26 protein-coding genes are annotated in these 23182 nt (G+C 74.6%); 11 read left to right on the top strand and 15 right to left on the bottom strand.

The window, feature by feature from the left end; translation table 11 throughout:
• The first annotated feature begins 86 nt into the window (after window positions 1-86).
• Entirely contained in the window at window positions 87-554 is a 468-nt protein-coding gene (locus ACFWXO_RS12355; protein ID WP_360237449.1) for a MarR family transcriptional regulator, read from the top strand.
• Here the strand turns inward: ACFWXO_RS12355 and ACFWXO_RS12350 are convergent, their stop codons facing one another.
• From ACFWXO_RS12350 to ACFWXO_RS12340, 3 genes are all read right to left on the bottom strand, one after another.
• Window positions 555-1796 (bottom strand): RNA polymerase sigma factor, encoded by a 1242-nt coding sequence (locus ACFWXO_RS12350; RefSeq protein ID WP_380523503.1) that lies wholly within the window; start codon window positions 1794-1796, stop codon window positions 555-557.
• Between the two features lie 86 nt (window positions 1797-1882).
• Complete coding sequence (locus ACFWXO_RS12345; protein ID WP_375891234.1) at window positions 1883-2254, bottom strand: YciI family protein; 372 nt, start codon at window positions 2252-2254, stop codon at window positions 1883-1885.
• Window positions 2255-2423: 169 nt separating this feature from the next.
• On the bottom strand, window positions 2424-3923 hold the full coding sequence (locus ACFWXO_RS12340; RefSeq protein WP_380523501.1) for a PucR family transcriptional regulator: 1500 nt from the start codon (window positions 3921-3923) through the stop codon (window positions 2424-2426).
• A gap of 413 nt (window positions 3924-4336) precedes the next feature.
• Between ACFWXO_RS12340 and ACFWXO_RS12335 the strand changes: the two genes are divergently transcribed.
• The 3 genes from ACFWXO_RS12335 to ACFWXO_RS12325 all read left to right on the top strand — a co-directional run bounded on the left by ACFWXO_RS12335 (window position 4337) and on the right by ACFWXO_RS12325 (window position 6712).
• Window positions 4337-4822, top strand: a complete 486-nt coding sequence (locus ACFWXO_RS12335) for a molybdopterin-dependent oxidoreductase (protein WP_375891237.1) — start codon at window positions 4337-4339, stop codon at window positions 4820-4822.
• 101 nt (window positions 4823-4923) lie between these two features.
• Window positions 4924-5442, top strand: coding sequence for a GNAT family N-acetyltransferase (locus tag ACFWXO_RS12330; protein WP_375891239.1), 519 nt, complete (start codon window positions 4924-4926; stop codon window positions 5440-5442).
• Window positions 5443-5674: 232 nt separating this feature from the next.
• Window positions 5675-6712: a sphingomyelin phosphodiesterase gene (locus ACFWXO_RS12325; protein ID WP_380523499.1), complete on the top strand. Its 1038-nt coding sequence runs from the start codon at window positions 5675-5677 to the stop codon at window positions 6710-6712.
• 8 nt (window positions 6713-6720) lie between these two features.
• On the opposite strand, the gene ACFWXO_RS12320 is transcribed toward ACFWXO_RS12325, so the two are convergent.
• Window positions 6721-7755 (bottom strand): LacI family DNA-binding transcriptional regulator, encoded by a 1035-nt coding sequence (locus ACFWXO_RS12320; RefSeq protein WP_380523497.1) that lies wholly within the window; start codon window positions 7753-7755, stop codon window positions 6721-6723.
• 159 nt (window positions 7756-7914) lie between these two features.
• On the opposite strand from ACFWXO_RS12320, the gene ACFWXO_RS12315 reads away from it, so the two are divergent.
• A complete protein-coding gene (locus ACFWXO_RS12315; protein ID WP_375891245.1) occupies window positions 7915-8868 on the top strand; it encodes a DUF4436 family protein in 954 nt (317 codons plus the stop codon).
• Window positions 8869-8886: 18 nt separating this feature from the next.
• On the opposite strand, the gene ACFWXO_RS12310 is transcribed toward ACFWXO_RS12315, so the two are convergent.
• The gene (locus ACFWXO_RS12310; RefSeq protein ID WP_375891247.1) at window positions 8887-9759 is read right to left on the bottom strand and encodes a MurR/RpiR family transcriptional regulator; all 873 of its coding nucleotides are present in this window, start codon (window positions 9757-9759) and stop codon (window positions 8887-8889) included.
• Window positions 9760-9833: 74 nt separating this feature from the next.
• Here ACFWXO_RS12310 and ACFWXO_RS12305 point away from each other — a divergent pair, with 74 nt between their 5' ends.
• Entirely contained in the window at window positions 9834-10691 is an 858-nt protein-coding gene (locus ACFWXO_RS12305; RefSeq protein WP_375891249.1) for an EamA family transporter, read from the top strand.
• Between the two features lie 81 nt (window positions 10692-10772).
• Here ACFWXO_RS12305 and ACFWXO_RS12300 read toward each other — a convergent pair whose 3' ends face one another.
• The 5 genes from ACFWXO_RS12300 to ACFWXO_RS12280 all read right to left on the bottom strand — a co-directional run bounded on the left by ACFWXO_RS12300 (window position 10773) and on the right by ACFWXO_RS12280 (window position 15846).
• Complete coding sequence (locus ACFWXO_RS12300) at window positions 10773-11528, bottom strand: GNAT family N-acetyltransferase (RefSeq protein ID WP_380523494.1); 756 nt, start codon at window positions 11526-11528, stop codon at window positions 10773-10775.
• A gap of 146 nt (window positions 11529-11674) precedes the next feature.
• Window positions 11675-12769, bottom strand: coding sequence for a WD40/YVTN/BNR-like repeat-containing protein (locus ACFWXO_RS12295; protein WP_375891253.1), 1095 nt, complete (start codon window positions 12767-12769; stop codon window positions 11675-11677).
• A 173-nt stretch (window positions 12770-12942) separates the two neighbouring features.
• Window positions 12943-14391 (bottom strand): dihydrolipoyl dehydrogenase family protein, encoded by a 1449-nt coding sequence (locus ACFWXO_RS12290; protein ID WP_380523492.1) that lies wholly within the window; start codon window positions 14389-14391, stop codon window positions 12943-12945.
• 109 nt (window positions 14392-14500) lie between these two features.
• A complete protein-coding gene (locus ACFWXO_RS12285; protein WP_380523491.1) occupies window positions 14501-15235 on the bottom strand; it encodes an alpha/beta fold hydrolase in 735 nt (244 codons plus the stop codon).
• A 167-nt stretch (window positions 15236-15402) separates the two neighbouring features.
• Window positions 15403-15846 carry a thioredoxin family protein gene (locus ACFWXO_RS12280; protein WP_380523489.1) on the bottom strand — a complete coding sequence of 148 codons (444 nt, stop codon included), beginning with the start codon at window positions 15844-15846 and terminating at the stop codon, window positions 15403-15405.
• A 107-nt stretch (window positions 15847-15953) separates the two neighbouring features.
• On the opposite strand from ACFWXO_RS12280, the gene ACFWXO_RS12275 reads away from it, so the two are divergent.
• From ACFWXO_RS12275 to ACFWXO_RS12265, 3 genes are read left to right on the top strand one after another with little or no spacing between them, the layout of a single operon-like run.
• On the top strand, window positions 15954-16547 hold the full coding sequence (locus ACFWXO_RS12275) for a hypothetical protein (protein ID WP_380523487.1): 594 nt from the start codon (window positions 15954-15956) through the stop codon (window positions 16545-16547).
• Window positions 16548-16594: 47 nt separating this feature from the next.
• Window positions 16595-17155: a sigma-70 family RNA polymerase sigma factor gene (locus ACFWXO_RS12270; RefSeq protein ID WP_380523485.1), complete on the top strand. Its 561-nt coding sequence runs from the start codon at window positions 16595-16597 to the stop codon at window positions 17153-17155.
• Window positions 17152-17892, top strand: a complete 741-nt coding sequence (locus ACFWXO_RS12265; RefSeq protein WP_380407433.1) for a zf-HC2 domain-containing protein — start codon at window positions 17152-17154, stop codon at window positions 17890-17892. The genes ACFWXO_RS12270 and ACFWXO_RS12265 overlap by 4 nt, the downstream gene beginning before the upstream one ends.
• Before the next feature lie 83 nt (window positions 17893-17975).
• On the opposite strand, the gene ACFWXO_RS12260 is transcribed toward ACFWXO_RS12265, so the two are convergent.
• The 3 genes from ACFWXO_RS12260 to ACFWXO_RS12250 form a co-directional block, all read right to left on the bottom strand.
• Window positions 17976-18680, bottom strand: coding sequence for a hypothetical protein (locus tag ACFWXO_RS12260; protein ID WP_380523482.1), 705 nt, complete (start codon window positions 18678-18680; stop codon window positions 17976-17978).
• A 137-nt stretch (window positions 18681-18817) separates the two neighbouring features.
• Window positions 18818-19387 carry a DUF1990 family protein gene (locus ACFWXO_RS12255; RefSeq protein ID WP_375891268.1) on the bottom strand — a complete coding sequence of 190 codons (570 nt, stop codon included), beginning with the start codon at window positions 19385-19387 and terminating at the stop codon, window positions 18818-18820.
• Window positions 19384-20226, bottom strand: coding sequence for a YndJ family protein (locus ACFWXO_RS12250; protein ID WP_380407427.1), 843 nt, complete (start codon window positions 20224-20226; stop codon window positions 19384-19386). Before ACFWXO_RS12250 ends, ACFWXO_RS12255 begins: the two co-directional genes overlap by 4 nt.
• 158 nt (window positions 20227-20384) lie before the next feature.
• On the opposite strand from ACFWXO_RS12250, the gene ACFWXO_RS12245 reads away from it, so the two are divergent.
• Complete coding sequence (locus tag ACFWXO_RS12245) at window positions 20385-20654, top strand: DUF1876 domain-containing protein (protein WP_375891271.1); 270 nt, start codon at window positions 20385-20387, stop codon at window positions 20652-20654.
• Entirely contained in the window at window positions 20651-20860 is a 210-nt protein-coding gene (locus ACFWXO_RS12240) for a hypothetical protein (RefSeq protein ID WP_380523480.1), read from the top strand. The genes ACFWXO_RS12245 and ACFWXO_RS12240 overlap by 4 nt, the downstream gene beginning before the upstream one ends.
• A gap of 107 nt (window positions 20861-20967) precedes the next feature.
• Here ACFWXO_RS12240 and ACFWXO_RS12235 read toward each other — a convergent pair whose 3' ends face one another.
• Both ACFWXO_RS12235 and ACFWXO_RS12230 read right to left on the bottom strand, forming a co-directional pair.
• On the bottom strand, window positions 20968-21408 hold the full coding sequence (locus ACFWXO_RS12235; RefSeq protein WP_375891275.1) for a PPOX class F420-dependent oxidoreductase: 441 nt from the start codon (window positions 21406-21408) through the stop codon (window positions 20968-20970).
• A gap of 29 nt (window positions 21409-21437) precedes the next feature.
• Window positions 21438-23084 carry a cytochrome bc complex cytochrome b subunit gene (locus ACFWXO_RS12230; RefSeq protein WP_380523478.1) on the bottom strand — a complete coding sequence of 549 codons (1647 nt, stop codon included), beginning with the start codon at window positions 23082-23084 and terminating at the stop codon, window positions 21438-21440.
• Between the last annotated feature and the right edge of the window lie 98 nt (window positions 23085-23182).

The following is a 23182-nucleotide window of genomic DNA, read 5'->3' as shown; positions in this document are numbered from 1 at the left end:
GTAGTTCAAATTTGAACCTCTACTCCGGGACGGTACACCTTCGTTCGAATTTGAACAACAGGAGTAGGCTTCACCCCATGTCCTCACTGAACGAACCCCGCTGGCTCGACCAGGACGAGATGGCCGCCTGGCGGGGCTTCGTCGTCGCGAGCAACCTGCTCAACCGGCGGCTGGAGCGCCAGCTCAAGGACGACTCCGGCCTCTCGCACCAGCAGTACGAGATCCTGGTGCACCTGTCCGCCGCCCCCGGCGACTCGCTGCGGATGACCGAACTCGCCGACAAGCTGGTCACCTCCAAGAGCGGCCTGACCTACCAGGTCACCCAACTGGAGCGGATGGGCCTGGTCGGCCGCCGCTCCTGCCCCAGCGACGTGCGCGGCGTCATCGCCGAACTCACCGACCAGGGGCGGGAGACGCTCCGCCAGGCCGCCCCCGGCCACGTCGCCCTGGTGCGCGAGCTGCTGATCGACGTGCTCACCCGCGAGCAGCTCGCCGTCCTCGCCGAAGGCCTCGGCGCGGTCAGCGCCCGCCTGCGCCAGGACGACACCCCCTAGCTAGGGCCTGTCGCCCAGTGCGGCCGCCCGCTCCCGCAGCAGCTCCCGCTCCCGCTCGTTGCGGGTCAGCCCCGCCGCCCGCTCGAACTCCGCCCGGGCCTGGGCCGTCCGCCCCAGCCGGGCCAGCAGGTCGCCCCGCACGCTCGGCAGCAGGTGGTAGTCGCGCAGCGCCGGCTCCGCCGCCAGGGCGTCCACCAGCTCCAGGGCGGCGGCCGGGCCCCGGGCCATCGAGACGGCCACCGCCCGGTTCAGCGCCACCACCGGTGAGGGCGTCAGCACCAGCAGCCGCTCGTACAGCGCGGCGATCGTCGCCCAGTCGGTGTCCTCGTACCGCCGCGCCCTGGCGTGGCAGGCGGCGATCGCGGCCTGCGCCGAGTACGGCCCGCTGCCCGCCCGCCCGAACGCCTCGAAGCCGCGCCGGATCAGCAGCCCGTCCCAGCGCGCCCGGTTCTGCTCGGCCAGCAGCACCGGCCGCCCGTCGGGGCCGGTGCGGGCGGCCGTCCGGGAGGCCTGGAACTCCAGCAGCGCGGCCAGCCCGTGCGCCTCCGGCTCCCCGGGCACCAGCGCGGCCAGCACCCGGGCCAGCCGCAGGGCGTCCTCGCACAGCTGCGGGCGCAGCAGGTCGTCCCCGGCGGTGGCCGAGTAGCCCTCGTTGAAGATCAGGTAGACGACCTCCAGCACCGAGGACAGCCGCTGCGCCCGGTCCTCGCCGTACGGCACCTCGAACGGCACGCCCGCCTTCGCCAGCGTCCGCTTCGCCCGGACGATCCGCTGGGCCACCGTCGCCTCCGGCACCAGGAAGGCGCGGGCGATCTCCGGGGTGGTCAGCCCGCCCAGCAGCCGCAGGGTGAGCGCGATCCGCGCCTGCGCCGACAGCACCGGGTGGCAGGCGGTGAAGATCAGCCGCAGCAGGTCGTCGTCGATGTCGTCCGGGCCGGACGGCTCCGGTGGCTCCGGCGCGTCCTCCAGCGACCGCCCCACCTCGGCGAGTTTGCGGGCGTAGACCTCCCGGCGGCGTACCAGGTCGACCGCCCGCCGCTTGGCGGTGGCCGTCAGCCAGGCGCCCGGGTTGTCCGGCACGCCGTCGCGCGGCCACTGCTCCAGCGCGGCCACCAGCGCGTCCTGCGCCAACTCCTCGGCCAGGCCGACGTCCCGGACGATCCGCGCGGCCGCGGCGATGATCCGCGCGGACTCGATCCGGTACGCCGCCTCGACGACCGCCGTCGCCTCCCTCTCCGTCACGGCCACCCATCAGAGCAGCCGGCGGAGCGGGAGGCAACGTGCGCCACGGTCGCTACGGCCCTTACTGCCCTACCGCCCTACCGCCCTTACTGCGGGGGCCGCGGTGCCTCGTCGAGCTGCCGGACCTCCGCCTCGACCTGCCAGTGCGCCGGGTGGGTCTGCAGGAAGCGCCTGGTCCACTCCAGCGCCTCCGCCTTGTCCTTGCACTGCATGATCGCGTAGCCGCCGATGACCTCCTTGGTCTCGGTGAACGGCCCGTCGGTGTAGCCGACCTTCCCGTCGGCCCAGGTCACCCGGGTGCCCTGGGCGGTCGGGGTCAGCCCGGCGGTGTCCAGCATCACCCCGGCCCTGGTGATCTCCTCGAACAGGGCCCCCATCCGCTGCTCGAACCCCGGGTCGGGCTCCCAGTCGCCCCGGGCGCTCTCGTCGATCCGGATCAGTGACATGAAGCGCGGCATGGTGACTCCTCGGTCCTGCGGGCGGGGCCGTTCCCCGCCGCTCACCCCTGCGTCGATCGGGCCGGCGCCGGATCGACATCGGCCGGGAAGAATCTTTTTCCTACCTGTCGTCCGTCCGGGCCCTGCTCGCCGACCGGACGGTCACCGGACGGCGGTCACCGGACGGCGGTCACCGGACGGCCGCCGCCGGCGCGCACAGCAGTGCCGCCCGCAGGTCGGTCCGGTCGCGGAGGCGGGCCAGGTTGCGGCCGGTCAGCTCCTCGATCCGGCGGATCCGGTAGTGGACGGTGTTGACGTGGATGTGGAGCTGCTCGGCCGTCCGCGCCCAGGAGCCGTCATGGTCGAGGAACACCGCCAGGGTGCCGAGCAGCGAGACGCCGTTCTCGGCGTCGTGGGCGGTCAGCGGGGCCAGCAGCCGGGCGTGGAAGGCGGCCGTCACCTCGGGCGGGATGCCGCGCAACAGCCCGTCCAGGGAGTCCAGTTCGGCGGTGCTGCCAACCGGGCCGGGGGCGCCCGCCAAGACGTACCGGGCCTGCACCAGGGCCGCCCGCAGCGCCTGGGGGGTGGCCGGGGCGGCCGGGCCGACGCCGATCCGCAGGGTGCGCCGGCCGGTCAGCCGGGCCTGGAGGGCGGGCCGGGCCCGGCGCAGCCGTTCGGCGACCCGCTCGGCGGGTGCGGCCACCAGTGCGGCGGTGAGCCCGGTGCGGTCGGTGCCGGCCGCGTACGGGACGTCCAGCGGGTGCAGGGCCTCGGCCAGCGCGTGCGCCGCCCAGTCGACCGGCGCCTCGTCGCCGGCCCGGCCGGGCTCGATCCGCGCGGTGACCGCCACCAGCGGGCCGGTCTCGGCCAGCCCGCAGGCGGCGAGCGGTTCGGTGAGTCCGGCGTCGTCGGCCAACGCGTCCAGCAGCCGTCCGGCGGCCCGCCGCCGGGTGCCGGCCGCGGCCCGGGCGCGGGCGGCGAGCGGGGCGAGCAGGTCGGCGAGGCCCTGGAGCGCCGGTTCCACGGCGGGGGTGTGCGGGTGGGCCCGCAGCCGCCAGCCGTCGAACGGGGAGCCGTCCTGCGGGCCGACCGGCAGCCCGGGCCCGCCGCGACCGGCGGCCGGTGCGGGCTGGGGCGGGCCGGCCACCGGGCGGCCGCCGGCGGTGGTGATCGAGCACTCGGGCAGCCCGAGCCGGCCGACCGCGCGGGCCAGCACCTGGCCGGGTGCGGCCTCGGTGCGGACCAGGTCGAGCAGTTCGCTGCGGACGGTCTCCGGGATCGCCGCGGTGTCCTGCGCCCCCGCCCGCAGGTCGCCCCAGAGCCGCAGGTAGACCCGGTCGGTGACGGCCCGGAAGCTCACCCCGGCGGGCACCGCGAGCAGCGGGATGGCGTGGGTGCGGCAGGCCTCGGCCAGGCCGTCCGGGATGCTGCCGTGGGTGCCCTCGCCGGCCAGCAGGGCGGCCACCCCGGCGCTGCGCAGCGCGGTGGCGAAGCGCAGCGCGCCGGAGGCGTCGGCGGGCTGCCACCAGACCAGGCCGGTGAGCACGAGTTCGCCGGGCTGGAGGTAGCGGGCCGGGTCCTGGAGGTCGGTGGAGCTGACGCCGGTGACCGGGCGGTCGAGCAGGTCGGGGGTGCCCCAGGCCAGCCGGATGGACAGGTCGTCGAGGTGCAGCAGGTCGCCGACGATCATCTTTCGCTCGCTCTCGCCAGGGGTGTCGCTCTGGTGCGCCGCGTCGCTTCCTCTCGCAGATGAGAGGGATGCCGACGCATATGCATCGTAAATGCCAGTGGAACAACCGCGAATCTTCTTGTCGGATCATCCAGCCGAGGGCCCCGTGACCGGTGTGCGGAACCAGTGGTCCGCCCGATTGCCGGGTTGCTTGAATCGGTGTGCGGGGCGCGCCGGTCCTTCTCCTCCGGCGGGCGCCGCGGCCTCCGGCGTGCACCGCGACCGGTCTCGCACCTGCGAGCTGAACCGTCGCCCGGTCATCTCAGCTGCCGCTGAATGAGGGCATTCAGCGCCGCAACCGCGAATGTCGGAGCTGCCCCTCGGGTAGTCCTCCTCCCGGGCCGCAGTGGCGCGGCCCGGGAGGAAGGAGCGCCATGATCCGGACCGGCCCCGGCGTGACCCCGGCACCACCCACCGTCCGGCTGCACGGCCACCTCGACGAGCCGGCCGAGCTGACCGTCGAGCAACTGCGCACCCTCCCCGCGCACCGGGTCGAGGTCAGCTTCGACTGCCTGACCGAGGGCGAGCAGCGGCACGGCTACGAGGGCCCGGCCCTGCTGGACGTCCTGCTCGCCGCCCGGCCCCGGATCGACTTCTCCGGCCGCAAGCAGCGGCTGCGCTTCCTGCTCAACGTGGTCGGTGCGGACGGCCACCGGGCGGTGGTCTCCTGGGCCGAGATCGACCCGGACTTCGGCGGCCGCCGGATCCTGCTCGCCACCAGCATGGACGGCGCCCCGCTGGACGCGGACGGCCCGCAGCTGGTCGTCCCGGACGACCACTGCGGCGCCCGCTACGTCAGTGCCGTCACCGCCGTCTGGCTGGGCCCGCTCGGCGACCAGGAGCGGCCCGCCGCGGGCTGACCGCCCGGCTCGCGGCCCCGGCCCGCCCCGTGCCGCGGTGCCGGGCGGGGCCCCTGGAAAACCGCTGGCCAGAGGCGGCTTTCCGTGCCAACATGCCCCATATGGGGACGATTCTGCACGGCACCCTGGTCACCCTCCGCCCGGCCACCGCCGACGACATCCCGGCACTGGTGGCGATCCGCAGCACGCCCGAGGTGTTCGCCCGCTGGCGGGGCGGTGACGACCTGGTCGACGAGGTCGCCCGGGACTTGGACGCCCCCGAGACCGAGACCTTCGCGATCGACGTGGGCGGCCGGGTGGTCGGCGCCGTGCAGTGGTACGCCGAGAACGACGACGAGTACCGGCACGCCGGGATGGACATCTTCCTCGACCCCTCGGTGCACGGTCTGGGCCTGGGGACGGACGCCGTGCGCACCCTGGCCCGGCACCTGGTGCACGACCACCACTACCACCGGCTGGTGATCGACCCGGCCGCGGACAACCTGGCCGCCATCCGCTGCTACACCAAGGTCGGCTTCCGCCCGGTCGGCACCATGCGCCAGTACGAGCGCGGCTCGGACGGCACCTGGCACGACAACCTGCTGATGGACCTGCTCGCGGACGAACTGTCGGACGGCTGACGGCCGTTCACCGGCCGGCCGGCGGCGGGTACCAGGGTGTACAGACATCTTGTCGGCCGACGGCCCTGAGCTGTACAGACATCTCAGCGCCACAGGAGCGATCGCAACTGATCGCCTGGCGTTCTTCCCGACGTACCGAGCAGTAGCTAGCGTTCCCCCGCCAATCACCGGCGGCCGGTCACCCCGGCCCGCCCGGAACCCCACCGGTTGACGGACCCCCAGGAGAACGCTCATGCTCTCGCGCCGCACGGCCACCGCCCTCACCTCGGCGGCCGCCGCCGCACTGCTGCTCGGCGGCACCGCCCCGAGCGCCTCCGCCACCACCGCGGCGAGCCCCACCGCGCTGTCCGTCCTCGCCTTCAACGTCGACCTCGGCACCGCGATCGTCGACAGCACCCAGAACGAGCAGGCCGCCCGCCGCACCCCGGTGATCGAGCAGATCGTCCGGCAGCACAACGCCGACGTGGTCGTCCTGGACGAGCAGTTCAACAACAGCTCGACCGCCGACATCAACGCCAAGCTCGCCGACCTCTACCCGTACCGCACCCCGGTGGTCGGCGGGACCTGCTCCGGCGGCGGCTGGACGGGCGTCAGCGGCAACTGCTCCAGCTCGTGGTTCGTCATCAACGGCGGCACGATGATCCTCTCCAAGTACCCGATCACCGCCCAGTACGCCCACGTGTTCAGCAACTCCACCTACGGCACCTGGGACTACCACGCCAACAAGGGCGCGGCGCTGGTGCAGGTGAAGAAGAACGGCAGCACCGCGTGGGTGGTCGGCACCCACCTCCAGGCGGACGAGGCCGACACCTCCACCGACACCACCCAGTCCACCCGGCTCGGCCAGCTCGCCGAGATCCGCGCCTGGGTCGACGGCATCGTGGGCAGCGGCGCGCCGGTGCTGATCGGCGGCGACCTCAACGTCGAGTACTTCCACGGCCAGGCCCGTGGCGACTACGCCAACGCCCAGAACGCGGTCAACGGCGTGCTCGGCACCCCGGCCACCGCCCCGAACCAGACCCGCACCACCATGGACTGCCCGGTCTCCTCCTGGTGCCAGTACATGGCGGGCGTGGAGACCTTCCCGACCGACTACCGGGACGACCTGGACTACCTCGGCTACCTCAACGCCCCGGGCCGCCCGGTGCCGAACTCGATGTCCGACGTGAAGGTCGACTTCGACCCCCAGGCCGGCTGGGTACCGGGGCAGCCGGACACCAACGCGCCCAGCGACCACTACCCGGTCGAGGCCACCTTCCAGCTCAACTGACCTGCGGTCTAGGGCTGTTGCCCGGCACCGCCGGCCGGGCAGCCGCAGGAGCGCCGCACCACCAGCCGGGCCGGGAAGGTCCGGGCCCCGGCGGCGCGGCGCTCCGGGCCGCCGAGCACCAGGTCCACCGCGGCCCGGGCCATCTCGTCCTGCGCGGTGGTGACGGTGGTCAGCGCCGGTCCGGCGATCACCGCCTCCGCGATGTCGTCGAACCCGGCCACCGCGAGCTCCTCGGGCACCCGGATGCCCAGGTCGTCGGCGGCCCGCAGCAGGCCGATCGCCTGGTCGTCCGTCGCGCAGAAGACGGCGGACGGCCGGTCGGGCCGGCTCAGCAGGGTGAGCGCCTCGGCGTGCGCCCGGACCCGGTCGAAGGGCGCCGGGGTGAGCCGGCCGTCGGTGGACAGCCCGGCCTCGGCCAGCGCCTCGGCCCAGCCGGCCGTCCGCCCGGTGACCGGGTCGAGCGGGCTGAGCGCCAGGGTGCCGCCGAAGCAGTGCACCTCGGCGTGGCCGTGGTCGAGCAGGTGGCGGACCACCTCGCGGGCGCCGCCCTCGTCGTCGGCCACCACGGCCACGCCGTCGACGCTCTCGGTGCGGTGGTGCAGCAGCACGACCGGGGTGCCGTCGGCCGAGTCGAAGCCGCTCAGCCCGGGGGCGGCCGGGTCCTGGGTGACCAGGATCAGCCCGTCCACCTGCATCCCCAGGAAGGCCCGGATGTAGTGCGCCTCGCGCTCGTCCGCGTAGTCGGAGTTGCCGATCAGCAGCAGCCGGCCGTGCTCGGTGGCGGCCTGCTCCACGGCGTGGGCGAGCCCGGCGAAGAAGGGCTGCCGGGCGTCCGGCACGACCATGCCGAGCAGGTCGGTCCGGCGGCGGGCCATCGCCTGGGCGACCCGGTTGGGCCGGTAGCCGAGCTCCTCCACCGCCGCGAGCACCCGCGCCCGGGTGGCCGGTGCCACCGGACGCGGTCCGTCGTTGATCACATAACTCACGACCGCCGTGGACGTCCCCGCCACCCGCGCCACATCGTCCCGTGTCACCCTCGCCATGACGGATGAGCCTACACAGCGGCTCCGACCAGCGTGTTTTCCGCGTCTGCGGGGAGGCCCCGGGCGGCCCGCCCCGGTTGCGGAGCAGGTGGTAGCGTGCCGACGCTGGCGGGACGGGCGGCAGCAGGTGCCGCCGCCGCCGACCGTGGGAGCAGGTCGATGAGCACGCCGCCGCACCGCAGGGCCGTCCGGCCCCTGCGTCCGACCGCCCGGCCCAAGGTCCGCATCGACGCCCGGGTGCGCGCCACGAGCGCCACCCGGCCGAAGGTCCGCCCCTGGCGGGCGTACGCCGTGCTGGTGGCGATCGTGCTGTTCGTGGCCGCCGGCCTGGTGCTCTACTCCGACGAGCGCTCCACCCGCGGTCGGGCCCAGGAGGTGGGCGTCGACCACCCGTCGGACTTCCTGGAGGTCGACGTGGTGCTCCAGCGGGTCGACGCGGCCGCCCAGACCGTCGCCGCCAAGATCCTGGTGGTGCCGCACGGCGCCCTGGGGACGTCCGGCATCCAGCAGATCCCGGCGCAGGACGTGGCACTGGAGACCACCTCGCTGGAGCAGACCGTGCTCAAGTACCCGGCCGGCCAGCCGATCCCCTCCAGCCCGGTGTCGTTCAGCCTCGCCGAGGGGCGGGTCACCGACTACCCCTTCGACGGCTACCGCGCGCAGGTCGGCTTCCGGGCCACCGTCGGGGGGCGGCCGGTCCCGGTGACGATCGGGATCCAGGAGGCCGACCCGTTCTTCGCCTTCACCCAGGGGGAGAAGGAGACCGACGGCCTCGGCATCGCCGTCACCGAGCAGATCAGCCGCTCGCGCAGCACCTACATCCTGGCCTGGTTCATGATGGCGGCGATGTGGGCACTGGCGCTGTCCGTCCTGGTGGCGGCCTGGCTGATCGTCCGGCAGCGGCGCGGGATCGTCTGGCCGGCCCTGAGCTGGATGGCGGCCACCCTGTTCGCGCTGGTCGGCATGCGCAACGCCGCGCCCGGCAGCCCGCCGATCGGCTCGCTGCTGGACTACGCGGCGTTCTTCTGGGCGGAGCTGCTGGTCGCGGTGGGCCTGACCATGGTCGTGGTGCGCGGCGCCCGGATCGAGGGCGCCCACCGGCCCAGCACGTAGCCGTCCTGATCGCCGGGGTCAGTACACGTAGTCCGCGCAGACGTCGGCGGCGAGCCGCAGGGCCTGCTCCGCGCGGGGCCCGCGCAGCGCCAGCAGGGTCTGGGCGAGCGCGTCCACGGCGGCCAGGTGGGCCAGCCGGCTGGCGGTGGTCTCCAGACCGAAGACCAGGTCCTGCCCGCCCGCGACCAGGACGCAGGTCGCCGTCTCGGTGAGCGGTGAGCGGGCGTAGCTGGTGAGCGCCAGCACCTCGGCCCCGGACGCCCGGGCGGCCCGGGCGGCGGCCACCACGCTGTGGGTGGCGCCGGTGTGGCTGACGGCCAGGCAGACGGCGCCCGGCGGCAGCCCGGCGGCGACCAGCTGGGCGGTCATCGAGTCGGCCGGGGCGTCCACCACCAGGCCGAGCGCCCGCAGCCGGTAGGCGATGTCCAGTGCGACGGCGCCGGACAGCCCGGTGCCGACCAGCAGCACCCGGGGGGCGTCGTCCAGCAGTTCGGCGGCGGCCCGCAGGTCGTCCGGGCCGAGCGTGGCGGTGATGCCCTCGAGGGCGGCCCGGGCGGCGCGCAGGGTGTCGGCGAGGGCCCGGGCGGCCGGGTCGTCGGCGTCCGCGGCCGGTTCCGCGGCGGGGGCGGCCGGGGCGTGCAGGGCCGCGGCGATCTTCAACTCCTGGAAGCCGCGGAAGCCGAGCCGCTGGCAGGCCCGGACCACCGAGGAGGGTGCCGTCCCGGCCAGCGCCGCCACGTCGCTGACGCTCAGGTGCACCAGTTCGGCGCCCCGGTCCAGCACCACCCGGGCGACCCGCGCCTCGGTGCCGCGCAGTTCGCCGAGCCTGGCCCGGATCTGCGCGGCCAGCTGGGATTCCAGGGGCGTGAAAAATTCGGAACGTTCTTCCATGGCTCTAGGGTAGCGTGGAATCCAGTTCCAGCGCCGCCGGAAATCCGGCAGGCTGACGGGAGGGGAGCTTCGCCATGTCAGAAATCGGATCGGCCGTGCCGCTGGCCGTGCTCACGGCCGCCGTGCTGCACGCGGTGTGGAACGGGCTGGCGCACCGGATCCCGGACAAGATGGTCGGCTTCGCGCTGATCAACCTGACGTACACCGCCTGCGCGGTGGTGCTGGTGGCGGTCAACCCGCTGCCGGCGGCCGCCGCCTGGCCGTACCTGCTGGCCTCCACGGTGGTCCAGACGGTCTCGACGGTCCTGCTGCTGCGGGCCTACCAGCTGGGCGACTTCGGACAGATGTACCCGATCGCCCGCGGTTCGGCGCCGCTGCTGGTCGCCCTGCTGTCGGTCACGGTGCTCGGCCAGCACCTGGGCGCGGGCGAGCTGGCGGGCGTGGTGGTGATCTCCTGCGGGCTGATCGGGCTGGCCTTCGCCCAGGGCATACCCGGGCGGGCGCAGCTGCCCGCTCTCACGGCCGCCGCCGGCACCGGGGCGATGATCGCCGGGTACACGGTGCTGGACGGCAGCGGCGTCCGGCACGCCGGCACCGTCGGCGGGTACGTGGCCTGGCTGTTCCTGCTCCAGGGGCCGGCGCTCGTCGCAGTGGTCTGGGCCCGGCGCGGCCGCACCCTGCTCACCGGGATGCGCGGGGTGCTGCCGGTCGGGGTCCTCGGCGGGGTGCTCTCGCTGACGGCGTACGGCCTGGTGGTCTGGGCGCAGTCCCGGGGCAACCTGGCGACGATCGCGGCGCTGCGCGAGACCAGCATCGTGATCGCCGCGCTGATCGCCACCGTGGTGTTCCGCGAGCGGCTCGGGCGGCTGCGGCTGACCGCCGCGTTCACCGTCCTCGGCGGGATCGCCGTCCTGGAGCTTGCCCGGCCCTGAGCCCTGGCGCCCGCGGCTCAGGGTTCAGGACTCAGCGCTCAGGGCTCAGGCTCAGGCTCAGGGCCTTGGGCCCGGCGGGCCTCAGGCGGCGTCCGGCACGATCACGGTCAGCGAGGTCTCCCGCAGCTCGAAGCCCAGGGCCTCGTAGACCCGGCGCGCCGGGTTGCCCTCGGAGACCACCAGGTGCACGTCGGCCAGCCCGCGCCCGGCGGCGTCCGCGACCGCCCGGCGGAGCAGGTCGGCGCCGAGGCCGCGGTAGCCGCGCCGCGGGTGGCGGAAGACCTCCGCGACCCAGGGCAGGCCGTCGCGATCGGTCAGCACGGCGGCGCCGACCACCCGGTCCTCGGCGTCCACGGCGAGCAGGCTGGACGGCAGCACCGGGCCGATGGCGTTCCCGGCCAGCAGCGGGCCGATCCGCTCGGCCAGGGCCCGGGCGTCGTCCCCGGGGAAGTGGTCCACGTGCGCCGGGTCGAAGGCGGCCCGCCACGGCTCCAGCAGTTCCTCGGGCGCGCGGTCGCAGGGCACCGCCCGCAGCCCCTCCCGCAGCGGGGCCCCGGCCCAGTCGGCGGGCGGGGGATCGGCGCGCAGGTCCCGCCGGAAGGTGTGGGCGTGGCGCAGGGCCGTCGCCCCCTGCGCGAGCAGCCGCTGCCCGAGCTCGGGGCTGCCGGAGACCACCCAGCCCGCCAGCTCTGTGCGGACGTACGCCACGGCGTCCGCCGAGTCGTCCAGCACCTCCAGCAGGTCGGCCCAGGGGCGTCCCTCCCGCTCGCCCTGCTGGTACCGCAGCACCGGCGCTCCGGCGCCGTCGTGCCTGATCACCCAGTCCGTTTCGGGCATGGCCCCACCCCACTTCGCGAGAATCACGAGAATCACGAGATCGTTCGTCGGCGGCCCATGCTCACCAGAACCGGAGCGTCCCGGCAACCGGTTTTCGACCGGCCCGGGCGCCGGTCGCTCGGCCCACCGGCCCGGCCGCCGGTCGCTCAGCCCACCACCGCCGCCCGGACGCAGAGCACGTCCGGCAGGTGGGAGACCAGCAGCGACCAGGTCTCGCCCTCGTCGCGGCTGCCGTACACGTCGCCGGTCCGGTTGCCGAAGTAGATCCCGGCCGGGTCTGCGTCGTCGGTGCGCAGGGCGTCGCGCAGCACGATGCCGTAGTGGTCCTCGCCGGGCAGCCCGTCGGCCAGCTGCTGCCAGCTGGTGCCGCCGTCGGTGGTGCGGAAGACCCGGCAGCGGCGGCCGGGCGGGATCCGGTCGTCCGAGCCGCCGAGCGGGAAGAGGTAGGCGGTGTCGCCGCGGCGCGGGTGGGCGGCGACCGCGAAGCCGAACTCGGCGGGCAGGCCGTCCGCGATGGAGTGCCAGCTCCCGCCCCGGTCGTCGCTGCGGTAGACCCCGCCGTGGTTCTGGAGGTAGAGCCGGTCGGGGTGGACCGGGTCGGCGGCGATCTTGTGCACGCACTGGCCGAACTCGGGGTACTGGCGCTCCTCCGGGAAGAACTCGGCGCGCAGGCCGGTGTTGGAGGGCTCCCAGCTGTCGCCGCCGTCCTTGCTGCGGTAGACGCCGCCGCTGGAGACCGCGACCAGCAGCCGTTGCGGGTCGCGCGGGTCGGTGAGGACGGTGTGCAGGCCCTGGCCGCCGTAGCCGGCGCCCCACGCGGACCGCTGGGGGTGGTTCCAGAGCGGTTCGACCAGCGTGAAGCTCTCGCCCCCGTCGGTGGAGCGGAACAGCGCGGCGGGTTCGGTGCCCGCGTACACCACCCCGGGGGCCTCCGGCCCGGCGGGCTGGAGCTGCCAGACCCGGGTGAGCGAGGCGCCGGTCGACTCGGGGAAGCGGATCGCCGGCCGGGCCGGCTCGTGCCAGCGGGCGCCGAGGTCGTCGGAGCGCCACACCGAGGGCCCCCAGTGGCTGCTGTCGGCGCCGACCAGCAGTCTGGTGCGGCCCTCGCGGCGGTCGATCGAGACGGAGTAGATCGCGTTCATCGGGAAGTGCGGCCCGCTGAAATCCCAGTCCAGCCGGTCGCGGCTGCGGCCGAGAAAGAGGCCCTTCTCGGTTCCGACGGCCAACAGCACCTCGGTCATGTCTCACACCACCTGATCGCGAGCGGCCCCCCACGACGACCCCCCGGGGCGCGGCGGACGCGCGACCCCACCGCCCAGTGTCCCGCCGTCCACCGGCGGTCACACCTCGCCGCGCCGCGCCCCCTGAGGGGGAGGGGTGCCCCGGGAGGGGCGTCCGGAGGGCTGCCGGGGGATCAGCCCCGGCAGCCCTCCAGCAGTCGCAGCCACACCTCGCTGATCGTCGGGTAGGCGGGGACGGCGTGCCAGAGCCGGTCGACCGGCACCTCGCCGACCACCGCGACGGTCGCCGAGTGCAGCAGTTCGGCGACGGCCGGGCCGACCAGGCAGGCGCCGATGATCACCTGCCGGTCCAGGTCGAAGACCACCCGGGCGCGGCCGCGGTAGTCGTCGGCGTAGAGCGAGGCCCCGGCGACGTTGCCGATCTCGTGGTCGACGGCCTTGACCCGCAGGTCGAGCCGCTCGGCCTCGGCCAGGGTCAGGCCGACGGCCGCGACCTCGGGTCGGGTGAACACCACCTGCGGCGCTCCGGCGAGGTCGGCGGACGCGGAGTGCGCGCCCCAGCGCGAGGTGTCCAGGGCGCGCCCTTCGGCCCGGGCGGCGATCGCCCCGCCGGTGATCCGGGCCTGGTACTTGCCCTGGTGGGTGAGCAGCGCCCGGTGGTTGACGTCCCCGGCGGCGTACAGCCACTCGCCGTCCACGCCCAGCACCGTGCAGCTGTCGTCCACGTCCAGCCAGCTGCCCGGCCGCAGTCCGACCTGCTCCAGTCCGATGTCGGCGGTGCGCGGGGCCCGGCCGGTGGCGTACAGCACCTCGTCGACGGTCAGTTGATCGCCGCCGGAGAGCGTCAGCACCGCCGGCCCGGTGGCGTCGGCGCGCTCCAGGGCCGTCACCTCGGTGCCGAAGCGGAGGTCCACGCCGGCCTCCCACAGCCCCTCGGCCACCAGCTCGCCCGCGAAGGGCTCCATCCGCGGCAACAGGGTGTCGCCGCGCACCAGCAGCACCACCTCGGAGCCGAGCGCCCGCCAGGCGGTGGCCATCTCCACGCCGACCACCCCGCCGCCGACCACCGCGAGCCGCCCGGGGACGGTCGGCGAGCCGGTCGCCTCCCGGTTGGTCCACGGGTGGGCCTCCGCCAGCCCGGGCACGGTGGCGGGCAGCACCGGGCGGCTGCCGGTGCACACGGCGACGGCGTGCCGGGCGGTGAGCACCCGCTCGGTGCCGTCCTCCGCCTCCACCGTGACGGTCCGCACGCCTGCCAGCCGACCGTGGCCGCGGACCAGCTCGATGCCGGTGTCCCGCAGCCACTGCACCTGGCCGTCGTCCTTCCAGTGCGAGGCGAAGGAGTCCCGGCGGGCCAGCACTGCCGCCGCGTCCAGCCGCCCGTCGCCGACCGCCTCCCGGGCGCCGCCCACCGCGCGGGCGTCGTCCAGCGCGGCGGCCGGGCGCAGCAGCGCCTTGCTCGGCATGCAGGCCCAGTACGAGCACTCGCCGCCGACCAGTTCGGCCTCCACGATCACCGTGCTCAGGCCCGCGGCGACGGTCCGGTCGGCCACGTTCTCGCCGGTCGGCCCGGCGCCCAGGACGATGACGTCGTACTCCCCGGTGGTGCTGCTGCTGGTCATGTCCGGTCCTCCGTGGTCTCGCGGGTCGCCCGGTCCCCGACCGGGTGCGGCGTGCGCCCCATCCTGCGACGCGGACCGGCCGGAGCACGGGCGAACACGCCAACCGTGATCAGATCGCCGCGAGTTCCGCGAGCAGCGCGGCGGTGTCGGCGGGGCGGGAGAACATCGGCCAGTGCCCGGTGGGCAGTTCGCGCAGTTCCCAGTTCGGCCCGTCCAGCCCGACGAACCACGGGTGGCCGGCCGCGATCATCTCCCGCACCCGGTCGAGCGGGAAGGAGCAGGAGACCAGGGCCTGCGGCAGGGCGGCCCCGGCGCCGGTCAGCCGGAGCCGGTCCCGGTACGAGCCGGCCGGGTGCGGGGTGACCCGGGTGCCGATCCGGGCCAGCGCGGCCCCGTCCAGGCCCTCGGTGCTGGCGCCGGAGGCGGCGATCGCGTCCCACGGCGGCATCGGCAGGCGGCCGTCGACCACCGAGGCGTCGGCGGCCTCGCGGTAGTCGGGCTGCCAGAGGTCGTAGAGCGAACCGCCGTCCGCCATCGGCCCGCTGTCCAGGTAGACCACCCGCCGGATCCGCTCCGGCATCCGGTCCGCGACCCCGCCGACCGGGGCACAGGCGCCGCTGTGCGCGACCAGCACCACGTCCCACAGGTCCTCGCGTACCAGCAGGTCGGCGAGGTCCGCGATGTGCTCCTCCAGCCCGAAGTCGCCCTGCTCGCCGGCCCGTTCGGCGAGCCCGGGCAGGCTCACCGGGTGGACCCGGTGCCCGGCCGCGCGCAGCGGCGCGGCCACCTCGTCCCAGGCCCAGGCGCCGAGCCAGAATCCGGGAACCAGTACGAAGGTGCTCATGGTGGACCGTCCTTCCGCGGTGGGGACCCCCGTCACCCGCGACTCTAGGAGCGGATCGGGGCGGAGCCCACCGGATGACCCGGCCCGGGAGGGGCGTCCCCGGCGGAACACCCGGAGAGCCGCAGCTCCCCGGGCCTCCGGACGGCCCAGGACCCAGGGCCCGGAGATCAGGCCTGGCCCTCGGCCGCCTGCTCCTCCGCCACCTTGCGCTTGACCTCGGTCATGTCCAGCTCGCGGGCCTGGCCGATCAGGTCCTCGAACACCGGCTCCGGCAGCGCCCCGGCCTGGGAGAAGATCAGCACGCCCTCGCGGATGATCGCCAGCGTGGGGATCGACTGGATGCCGAACGCGGCGGCCAGCTCCTGCTGGGCCTCGGTGTCGACCTTGGCGAAGACGAGGTCCGAGTGGCGCGCCGCGGCCTTCTCGTACACCGGGGAGAACTGGCGGCACGGCCCGCACCACCCGGCCCAGAAGTCGATCAGGACGAAGTCCTTGCCCTCCGGGCCCGGGACGATGTCGTCGAAGTTCTCCTTGGTCAGCTCGACCGTGTTGCTCATCTCGCGGGTCCTTCCCTTCCGAAGGTGCCGGTACGGATCATGCGCCCGGGACAACGGTGATGCCCGCCGGGGTATTCCGGGCCCGGCCGGTATTGAGCACCGGGCGGCCACCGTCCGTACTGAGGGGTGTCCAGTCCGTTCACCGACGCGGGAGGCTCCCCATGCGCAGCACCCCACCCCGCACCCGCCGGGCCGTCGTGCTCGCCGCCTCCGGCCTCGCCGCGGCGGCCCTGGTCGCCGGCTGCGGGTCCTCCGGATCGAGCAAGTCGAGTGCGCCGAGCCCGTCGAGCAGCTCCAGCGCCCCGGCCGCCGCCACCCTCCGGACCGCCGACGACCCCAAGCTCGGCACCGTCGTCACCGACAGCGCGGGCTTCACGCTCTACCGCTTCGACCAGGATCAGAGCAACCCCTCGGACTCGTACTGCAACGGTAACTGCGCCACCCTGTGGCCGCCCGAGCACGCCAACGGCGACATCACGGCCAAGGGCATCGACAGCAAGCTGGTCGGCAGCTTCACCCGCGACGACGGCACCAAGCAGGTCACCGTCAACGGCTGGCCCGTCTACCGCTACTCGCCGGACGCCAAGCCCGGCGACACCAAGGGCGAGGGCGTGGCCGGCCAGTGGTTCGCGGTGACCCCGACCGGCGGCAAGGCGATGCCGAGCGGCACCCCGGCACCCGCCACCCCGGCACCCGCCACCCCGGCGCCGAGCACCCCCACACCGACGCCCACCCCGCCGTCGTCGGGCTACTGACCGACCGCTGACCACCGCTGACCATCGCCCTCGACCGGGAGGCCCGGGTGCGCAACCATGAAGTGGTGACCGAGGAGCACCCCGCCGCACACGGCCAGGGGGCCGCGGACGAGGAGCTGATGCGGGCCCTGTACCGCGAGCATGCCGGACCGCTGTTCGGCTTCGTGCTCCACCTGGTCGCCGGGGACCGGCAGCGCGCCGAGGACGTCGTCCAGGAGACCCTGGTCCGGGCCTGGCGCAACATCCACCGGCTCGACCCGCAGGCCTGCTCGCTGCGCCCCTGGCTGGTCACCGTGGCCCGCCGGATCGTGATCGACGGCCACCGCAGTGCCGGCGCCCGCCCGCGCGAGGTGGAGGCGGCGGCCCTGGAGCAGCTGCCCGCCGAGGACGAGATCGACCGGGCGCTGCGGATGATGACCGTCGCCGACGCGCTCGCCGACCTCTCGCCCGCCCACCGGGAGATCATCGTCGAGACCTACCTCAAGGGCCGCACCGCCAAGGAGGCGGCCGCCGTCCTCGGCATCCCGGCCGGAACCGTCCGGTCGAGGGTGTTCTACGCACTGCGCTCGCTCCGGCTCGCGCTGGAGGAACGGGGAGTGACATCGTGACCGAGCGGCCCGACCTCCGCCCCGGCCCGTCCGGTGGCCCCGAGCACCTGGACGTCGCGTCGTACGTCCTCGGCCTGCTGGAGCCCGCCGAGCGCGCGGCCTTCGAGCGGCACCTGGCGGACTGCCCGCAGTGCACCGGGCAGGTCGGCGAACTGGGCTTCGTGGAGCCGATGCTGGGCGAGTACGTGGCGTCGGCGCGGGCCGCCGGGCTGGACCCGGCCGACTTCGCGCCGGCACCGGACGGGCGGCTCCTGGACCGGCTGGTCGCCGAGGTCGCGGCCGGCCGTCGGCGTGGCCGGGTGCGGCGGCTGGTGCTCGCCCTGGCCGCGACCGCGATGGTCGCGGCCGGCCCGGCCGTCACGGCCGCGGTGCTCACCGCGGAGACCACGCCCGCCGTGGTCGCCGTCGCCGAGCAGTTCAGCGCCAGCGACCCGGCCACCGGGGCCAAGGCCACCGTCGGCGTCGACGGCACCACCTGGGGCAGCCGGGTCAGCCTGCAACTCTCCGGCGTACAGGGCCCGTTGACCTGCCGCCTGGTCGCCGTCTCGCACGGCGGCGAGCACCAGACCGTCACCACCTGGTACGTCCCGGCCGACGGCTACGGCGAACCCGACGCCCCGGGCGTGCTGCGCACCACCGGCGGGGCGGCCATGCAGCCGGGCGCCATCGACCACTTCGAGGTGCGGGTCCAGAACTCCGACGCCCTGCTGGTCTCCGTCCCCGCGCACCGATCGTGACCGCGCACCCGGGGTGGCCGCGCACCGGGCGTGACCGCGCGCCCGGGGTGACCGCGCACCGATCGTGGCCGGGCGGGACCGGTTCAGCCCGGAAGGTGCAGCACGACGTACCCCATCAGCCGCCGCACCCGGGCCGCGCCCAGGTGGGCGGGCCAGTACGGGTTGGGCTCCCCGCCACCGGTCATGTGCTCCCGCCGCCAGGTCCGGCCCCAGCCGACCCGCAGCTCCTGCTGGAAGCTGTGCCACCGGCCGCACGGGCACGGCACCAGCACCCGGGCGCAGGTGCGGCACAGTTCGGCCCGGTCGTGGCCGGTCGACACCTCCACCGCGGGCCCTTCCTCCCCGCAGGCCGGGCAGCCGGGCAGTTCGGCCCCGTCCAGCAGCGCGTTCTGCCGTCGGACGTAGTCGGGCAGGCGCAACGCCGGGTGCAGGAAGGGGTCGTGGCGCCAGGCGTCGTTCGGTGAGGTCCACCAGGGCTGGTTCCACCACACCGGCGTCGCCGCCCGGCGGCCGTCCCGCTTCTCGGTCCGCCGCTGCGCCGCGTACTGCTCCGCCCGGGCCAGCCACAGCTGCCGCGCCTCGTGCAGTTCCTCCACCGCCCGCACCAGGGACTCCGGGTCGGCCTCCAGGTGCCGGGGCATCCGGGCGCTGAGCGTCAGGTGGTGGTAGGTCGCCCGCAGGCCGTACGGGGCGAAGCCGGTCAGGCAGGTGCGCAGGGCGCTGTGGCGCCGGCGGACGGGCAGCGCGGCGTCGAGGACCAGGGCCCGGTGGGTGTGGAAGCTGGTCACGGCGCCGGCTCCTCGCCGTCCTCGGGGGTGACCGCCCCTGGAGCCGGAACCGGCACCGGGGGCGGCGGTGTCATCCGGCGATCATGCCGCAGACCCGGGCCGGGCGGCGAGCGGATTCACGCCGCCGCCGGGCGGGGTCAGCGCGGTCCGCCCCGGGCGGCGTCCGCCGCGATCGCCGCCAGCACCCGCCCGCAGCGCCGGACGAAGGCGTGCTGGAGGAGCGGGAACAGCGGGCCGACCAGCCGGGCCCACCAGGCGACCGGCCGGCTGAACGCGGTAACGCCGAACCAGACCGTCCCGTCGGGCGCCAGCTCGACCAGGAAGGTCTCCTCGCCCCGGCCGAGGTGTCCGGGCCTGGTCCCGTAGGTGAAGCCGTACCGGTCCGGGCCGTCGACGGCGGCCAGCACCCGGTTGGGCGCGCCCGCCCGCAGCGGACCGACGCCGATCGCGCAGCGGACGGCGACGCCCGGGGCCGCCCGGTCGGCCTCCGCGTCGATCCGGACGCCGGCCAGCCGGTGCATCCGCCAGCCGAGCAGCGCGGCCCCGGCGACCTCCAGGGCGGCGCGTCCGTGGCCGATCGGGGCCCGGTGCCGCAGGTGGTGGTAGCCGGCGGGCAGCTCGCCGGTGCGGCTGGCGCCCTGCTCGGGGTAGCTGTAGTCGGCTCCGGGGTGACCGGGGTCGGTCCCGAGGTGGCTGCGGTCGTTCATCGGGCGTCCTCCGCGGTGGTGATCCGGCGCCAGGCGAGGAGCGCGCAGAGCGCGAAGCCGAGCGCGTTGCCGAGGCCGTGGGTGGCGGCCATCCAGGCCAGGGTGGGGTGGGGGAGTCCGGCGGCCCGGCCGAGCGCCCACCACAGGGCGAGCAGCATGGTGAGGGCCAGCACGCCCGAGGAGACGGTGAGCAGTCCGGCGGTGACCGGGTCGGCCGCGCGGGGGCGCAGGTCGCGCCAGCTGACCAGGCCGACCAGCCACATCCCGGTGCTGAGGACGACCGCCCCGGCGAACTGCCACCAGTTGCCGAGGAAGTACCCGGCGAGCACCAGCAGGGTGCCGGCCGGGACGCTGAGCGCCGCGCAGCGGGCCGCCGCGGAGCCGGGCGCCGAGGCGCGGCAGACCAGTCCGGCGACCAGCGCGGCGGTGAATCCGGCGTAGTGGAAGTGCGGGACGGTCAGTGCCAGGATGTGCGGTTCGAAGCCGAACAGCGGGTAGCCGGAGCGTTCGGCGACCAGTGCGACCCCGGCCACCGAGGGCGCGGCGAGTGCAGTGAGCACGGCGATCTCGGCGGGGGCGAGCGAGCGGGTGCGGGCCAGTCGCCGGGGCGCGTGCAGGGCGACGGCCAGGGTGCCGAGGGCGTAGAGGACGGCGGTGGCGGTGGCGAGGCCGCCGCGGGGCAGCCAGAGCGACAGTGCCCCGGGGACGGCGGCGAGCGGCCAGAGCCGGCGGATCCGGGCCAGCCCGGGTTCGTCGACCAGGGCCAGGCCGAGCGGCAGGACGGCGCCCATGCCGAGCAGGACCAGCAGGTCGACCAGTTCGGTCGTGCCCTTGTCCATGGCGGGCACACCCCCTCTTGAACGCGTTCAAATACCCTTCGTCCGCGACTCTACGTCGCCGAGTTGAACATGTTCAACCTGACCCCCGGGCCGGCTGGCCTGGTGATCACGCTGGGTGCGGCGCACTCTGGAGGAGTAACCGATGGAGGTGATCCGCCATGCAGACTCTGGTCGGTTGGCACATCGAGATGGAGTTCCGCGAGGAGGGCGCGCGGACGACCGCCGCCGCCCTGCTGCGGCTCGGCGACGGGACGGAGGTGCGGGCCCACGGCTACAGCAGCCGCCACCCCTCCGACCCGGAACAGCTGCGGGTGGGCGAGGAGATCGCGGGCGCCCGCGCGCTCAACGACCTGGCCTCGCAGCTGCTCACCAAGGCCCACGGCGAGATCCAGGACGTCAGCCCGGTCCCGACCCACCCGCTCTCGTGACCGCCCCGCACCCGGACGGCGGCCAAGGCCAGGCCGGACGGGACCCGAACCGGCCGCGCATCCCGCTGATCTGCCCGCGCTGCGGCCACGAGCAGCGGGTCGTCCCCGGCGGCCCCGAGCGGGCGGTCAGGGTCGTGCACCTGGGGACCGGCCGGGAGGCCTGCGAACCGAGGGACCTGGCCCGGGCCCCGGACGACGGGGCCTGACCCGCGACGCCCCGAACGCCGGCGCCGGAAACGCCGAGCGCCGGGCCCGTTCCCACGGATCCCGGCACTCGACGCGCTCCGGGGTGCCCGAAGCCCTTCCGCGCCGCTCAGTTGACGCAGTACGTCCCCGGCGGGCGCCACTCCGGCCCGACCAGCCGCTGCTCCAGCTCGTTCGGCGTGATCCGGATCCCGACCGTCCCGGACAGCCCGACCCGGAACCGACTCCGGGCCAGCGTGAGCAGGGCCGTCAGGCCGTACTTGTTGATCAGTGAGGTGCGGTAGCGCGCGGTCGCGTCGGCGTCGCAGAGCCGGGCGCGGGCCGGGAGCCGGCGGCCGGTGGGCCGCCCGTGGGCGTCGCAGGGGCCGATCAGCACCCGGGGGTGGCGGCGGATCCGTTCGGCCTCACCGGAGTGGGCCGGGGTCCAGACGCCGAGCGCCCGGCCGTCCGCGACCACCCACAGCTGGGTGTCCAGTCGGCTGCCGTCGTCGCCGAAGGTGGTCAGCAGGAGGTACTTGCTGTCGGCGAGCCGGTCGGTGGGGTCGTGCATGATCTCCTCCCTCGCACAGGGGGGCGGGGTCAGTGGTGACCGTGGCCCTCGCCCTCGGTGATCTCGCGGTGCTCGCGGTGCTCGTGGTGCTCGCGGTACTCCTCGGCGGTGGGCTTCCCGATCCGCGCGTGCTCGCCGTGGAACCCGCGGGACAGCCGCACGCGGGTGCGGGTGAGCGCGCCCGCCGGCCGGGCCACTCCATTCTCGTCGACCGCGGGCGGCAGTTCGAGGGGGCGGGGCTGCTCGTGTGCGGTGAGCCGGTGCAGTTCGGCGGGCGCGAGCCCGGCGTGCACCTCGGTGAACTCGCCGTGCGGCAGCCGCTTGACGACGCCGGTCTCCCGGCCGTGCAGCACCTTGTCGCGGTCCCGCCGTTGCAGGCCCAGGCACCAGCGCTTGGTGACCACGAAGACGGCCACCGGGACGACGAAGAAGCCGATCCGTACGGCGTAGGTGATGGCGTTGAGCGACAGGTGCAGATGGGTGGCGATGAGGTCGTTGCCGCCGCCCGCGAGCATCACCAGGTAGACGCTGATCCAGGCCGCGCCGAGGGCGGTGCGGACCGGCGCGTTGCGCGGCCGGTCGAGCAGGTGGTGCTCGCGGGCGTCGTTCGTCACCCAGCCCTCGACGAACGGGTAGACCGCGATCGCGCCGAGGATCACCGGGAACAGCGTGAACGGGATCAGCACCCCGAGGTTGAGGGTGTGCCCCCACAGGCCGACCTCCCAGCCCGGCATCACCCGGATCAGGCCCTCGGCGAAGCCCATGTACCAGTCGGGCTGGGCGTCGGTGGAGACCTGGTCGGGCCGGTACGGGCCGTACGCCCAGATCGGGTTGATCGTGGCGATCGCCGACATCAGGGCGACGATCCCGAAGACCAGGAAGAAGAAGCCGCCGGCCTTCGCCATGTAGACCGGCATCAGCGGCATGCCGACGACGTTCTTCTCGGTCCTGCCGGGGCCCGCCCACTGGGTGTGCTTGTGGTAGAAGACCAGGATCAGGTGCGCCACCAGCAGCCCGAGCATGATGCCGGGCACGAGCAGCACGTGGACGGTGAAGAACCTCGGGATGATGTCGTGCCCGGGGAACTCCCCCCCGAACAGGAACATCTGGATGTAGGTGCCGACCAGCGGCACGGCCAGCACCACGCCCTCGATGAACCGGATGCCGGTGCCGGAGAGCAGGTCGTCCGGGAGCGAGTAGCCGAAGAAGCCGTCCAGCATGCCGAGGAACAGCAGCAGGAAGCCGAAGACCCAGTTGACCTCGCGCGGCTTGCGGAACGCTCCGGTGAAGAACACCCGCATCATGTGCACGAACATCGCCGCGACGAAGACGATCGCCGCCCAGTGGTGGATCTGCCGGATCAGCAGCCCGCCGCGGACCTCGAAGCTGATGTCCACGGTGGAGGCGTAGGCCTCGGACATCCGGATGCCCTTGAGCGGGACGTACGAGCCGCTGTAGACCACCTCGCCCATGCTCGGCTTGAAGAACAGGGTCAGCCAGACGCCGGTCAGGATGATGATCAGGAAGGTGTAGAGGCAGATCTCGCCCAGCATGAAGGACCAGTGGTCCGGGAAGATCTTGCGCAGGTTGGCCCTGGCGAGGGAGTGGATCCCCAGTCGGCCGTCCGCCCAGTCGGCGGCCCGCTGCCCCCGCCCTGGGTTCTGATTCCGGGTCATGTGCACGCACCTCGGTCCGAAGGAAACGGGGATCAGTCCCCGCTTCGTACGGACGCCACCATAATCGGGGACTTATCCCCACTTCTACCCGGGGCCCC

This window comes from Kitasatospora sp. NPDC059088, from assembly GCF_042738155.1.
Lineage (GTDB): Bacteria > Actinomycetota > Actinomycetes > Streptomycetales > Streptomycetaceae > Kitasatospora.
Note: the sequence above shows the minus strand (reverse complement) of the source record. Positions and strands in the feature narration are given on the sequence as shown.

Excerpts from the sequence above, each read along its gene's own strand:
- ACFWXO_RS12290 (WP_380523492.1), bottom strand. The coding sequence starts at position 14,391 with ATGACCAGCAGCAGCACCACCGGGGAGTACGACGTCATCGTCCTGGGC.
- ACFWXO_RS12315 (WP_375891245.1), top strand. The coding sequence starts at position 7,915 with ATGAGCACGCCGCCGCACCGCAGGGCCGTCCGGCCCCTGCGTCCGACC.
- ACFWXO_RS12300 (WP_380523494.1), bottom strand. The coding sequence starts at position 11,528 with ATGCCCGAAACGGACTGGGTGATCAGGCACGACGGCGCCGGAGCGCCG.
- ACFWXO_RS12295 (WP_375891253.1), bottom strand. The coding sequence starts at position 12,769 with ATGACCGAGGTGCTGTTGGCCGTCGGAACCGAGAAGGGCCTCTTTCTC.
- ACFWXO_RS12285 (WP_380523491.1), bottom strand. The coding sequence starts at position 15,235 with ATGAGCACCTTCGTACTGGTTCCCGGATTCTGGCTCGGCGCCTGGGCC.
- ACFWXO_RS12235 (WP_375891275.1), bottom strand. The coding sequence starts at position 21,408 with ATGCACGACCCCACCGACCGGCTCGCCGACAGCAAGTACCTCCTGCTG.
- ACFWXO_RS12335 (WP_375891237.1), top strand. The coding sequence starts at position 4,337 with ATGATCCGGACCGGCCCCGGCGTGACCCCGGCACCACCCACCGTCCGG.
- ACFWXO_RS12230 (WP_380523478.1), bottom strand. The coding sequence starts at position 23,084 with ATGACCCGGAATCAGAACCCAGGGCGGGGGCAGCGGGCCGCCGACTGG.
- ACFWXO_RS12275 (WP_380523487.1), top strand. The coding sequence starts at position 15,954 with ATGCGCAGCACCCCACCCCGCACCCGCCGGGCCGTCGTGCTCGCCGCC.
- ACFWXO_RS12320 (WP_380523497.1), bottom strand. The coding sequence starts at position 7,755 with ATGGCGAGGGTGACACGGGACGATGTGGCGCGGGTGGCGGGGACGTCC.
- ACFWXO_RS12245 (WP_375891271.1), top strand. The coding sequence starts at position 20,385 with ATGCAGACTCTGGTCGGTTGGCACATCGAGATGGAGTTCCGCGAGGAG.
- ACFWXO_RS12255 (WP_375891268.1), bottom strand. The coding sequence starts at position 19,387 with ATGAACGACCGCAGCCACCTCGGGACCGACCCCGGTCACCCCGGAGCC.
- ACFWXO_RS12340 (WP_380523501.1), bottom strand. The coding sequence starts at position 3,923 with ATGATCGTCGGCGACCTGCTGCACCTCGACGACCTGTCCATCCGGCTG.
- ACFWXO_RS12325 (WP_380523499.1), top strand. The coding sequence starts at position 5,675 with ATGCTCTCGCGCCGCACGGCCACCGCCCTCACCTCGGCGGCCGCCGCC.
- ACFWXO_RS12310 (WP_375891247.1), bottom strand. The coding sequence starts at position 9,759 with ATGGAAGAACGTTCCGAATTTTTCACGCCCCTGGAATCCCAGCTGGCC.
- ACFWXO_RS12345 (WP_375891234.1), bottom strand. The coding sequence starts at position 2,254 with ATGCCGCGCTTCATGTCACTGATCCGGATCGACGAGAGCGCCCGGGGC.
- ACFWXO_RS12330 (WP_375891239.1), top strand. The coding sequence starts at position 4,924 with ATGGGGACGATTCTGCACGGCACCCTGGTCACCCTCCGCCCGGCCACC.
- ACFWXO_RS12250 (WP_380407427.1), bottom strand. The coding sequence starts at position 20,226 with ATGGACAAGGGCACGACCGAACTGGTCGACCTGCTGGTCCTGCTCGGC.
- ACFWXO_RS12305 (WP_375891249.1), top strand. The coding sequence starts at position 9,834 with ATGTCAGAAATCGGATCGGCCGTGCCGCTGGCCGTGCTCACGGCCGCC.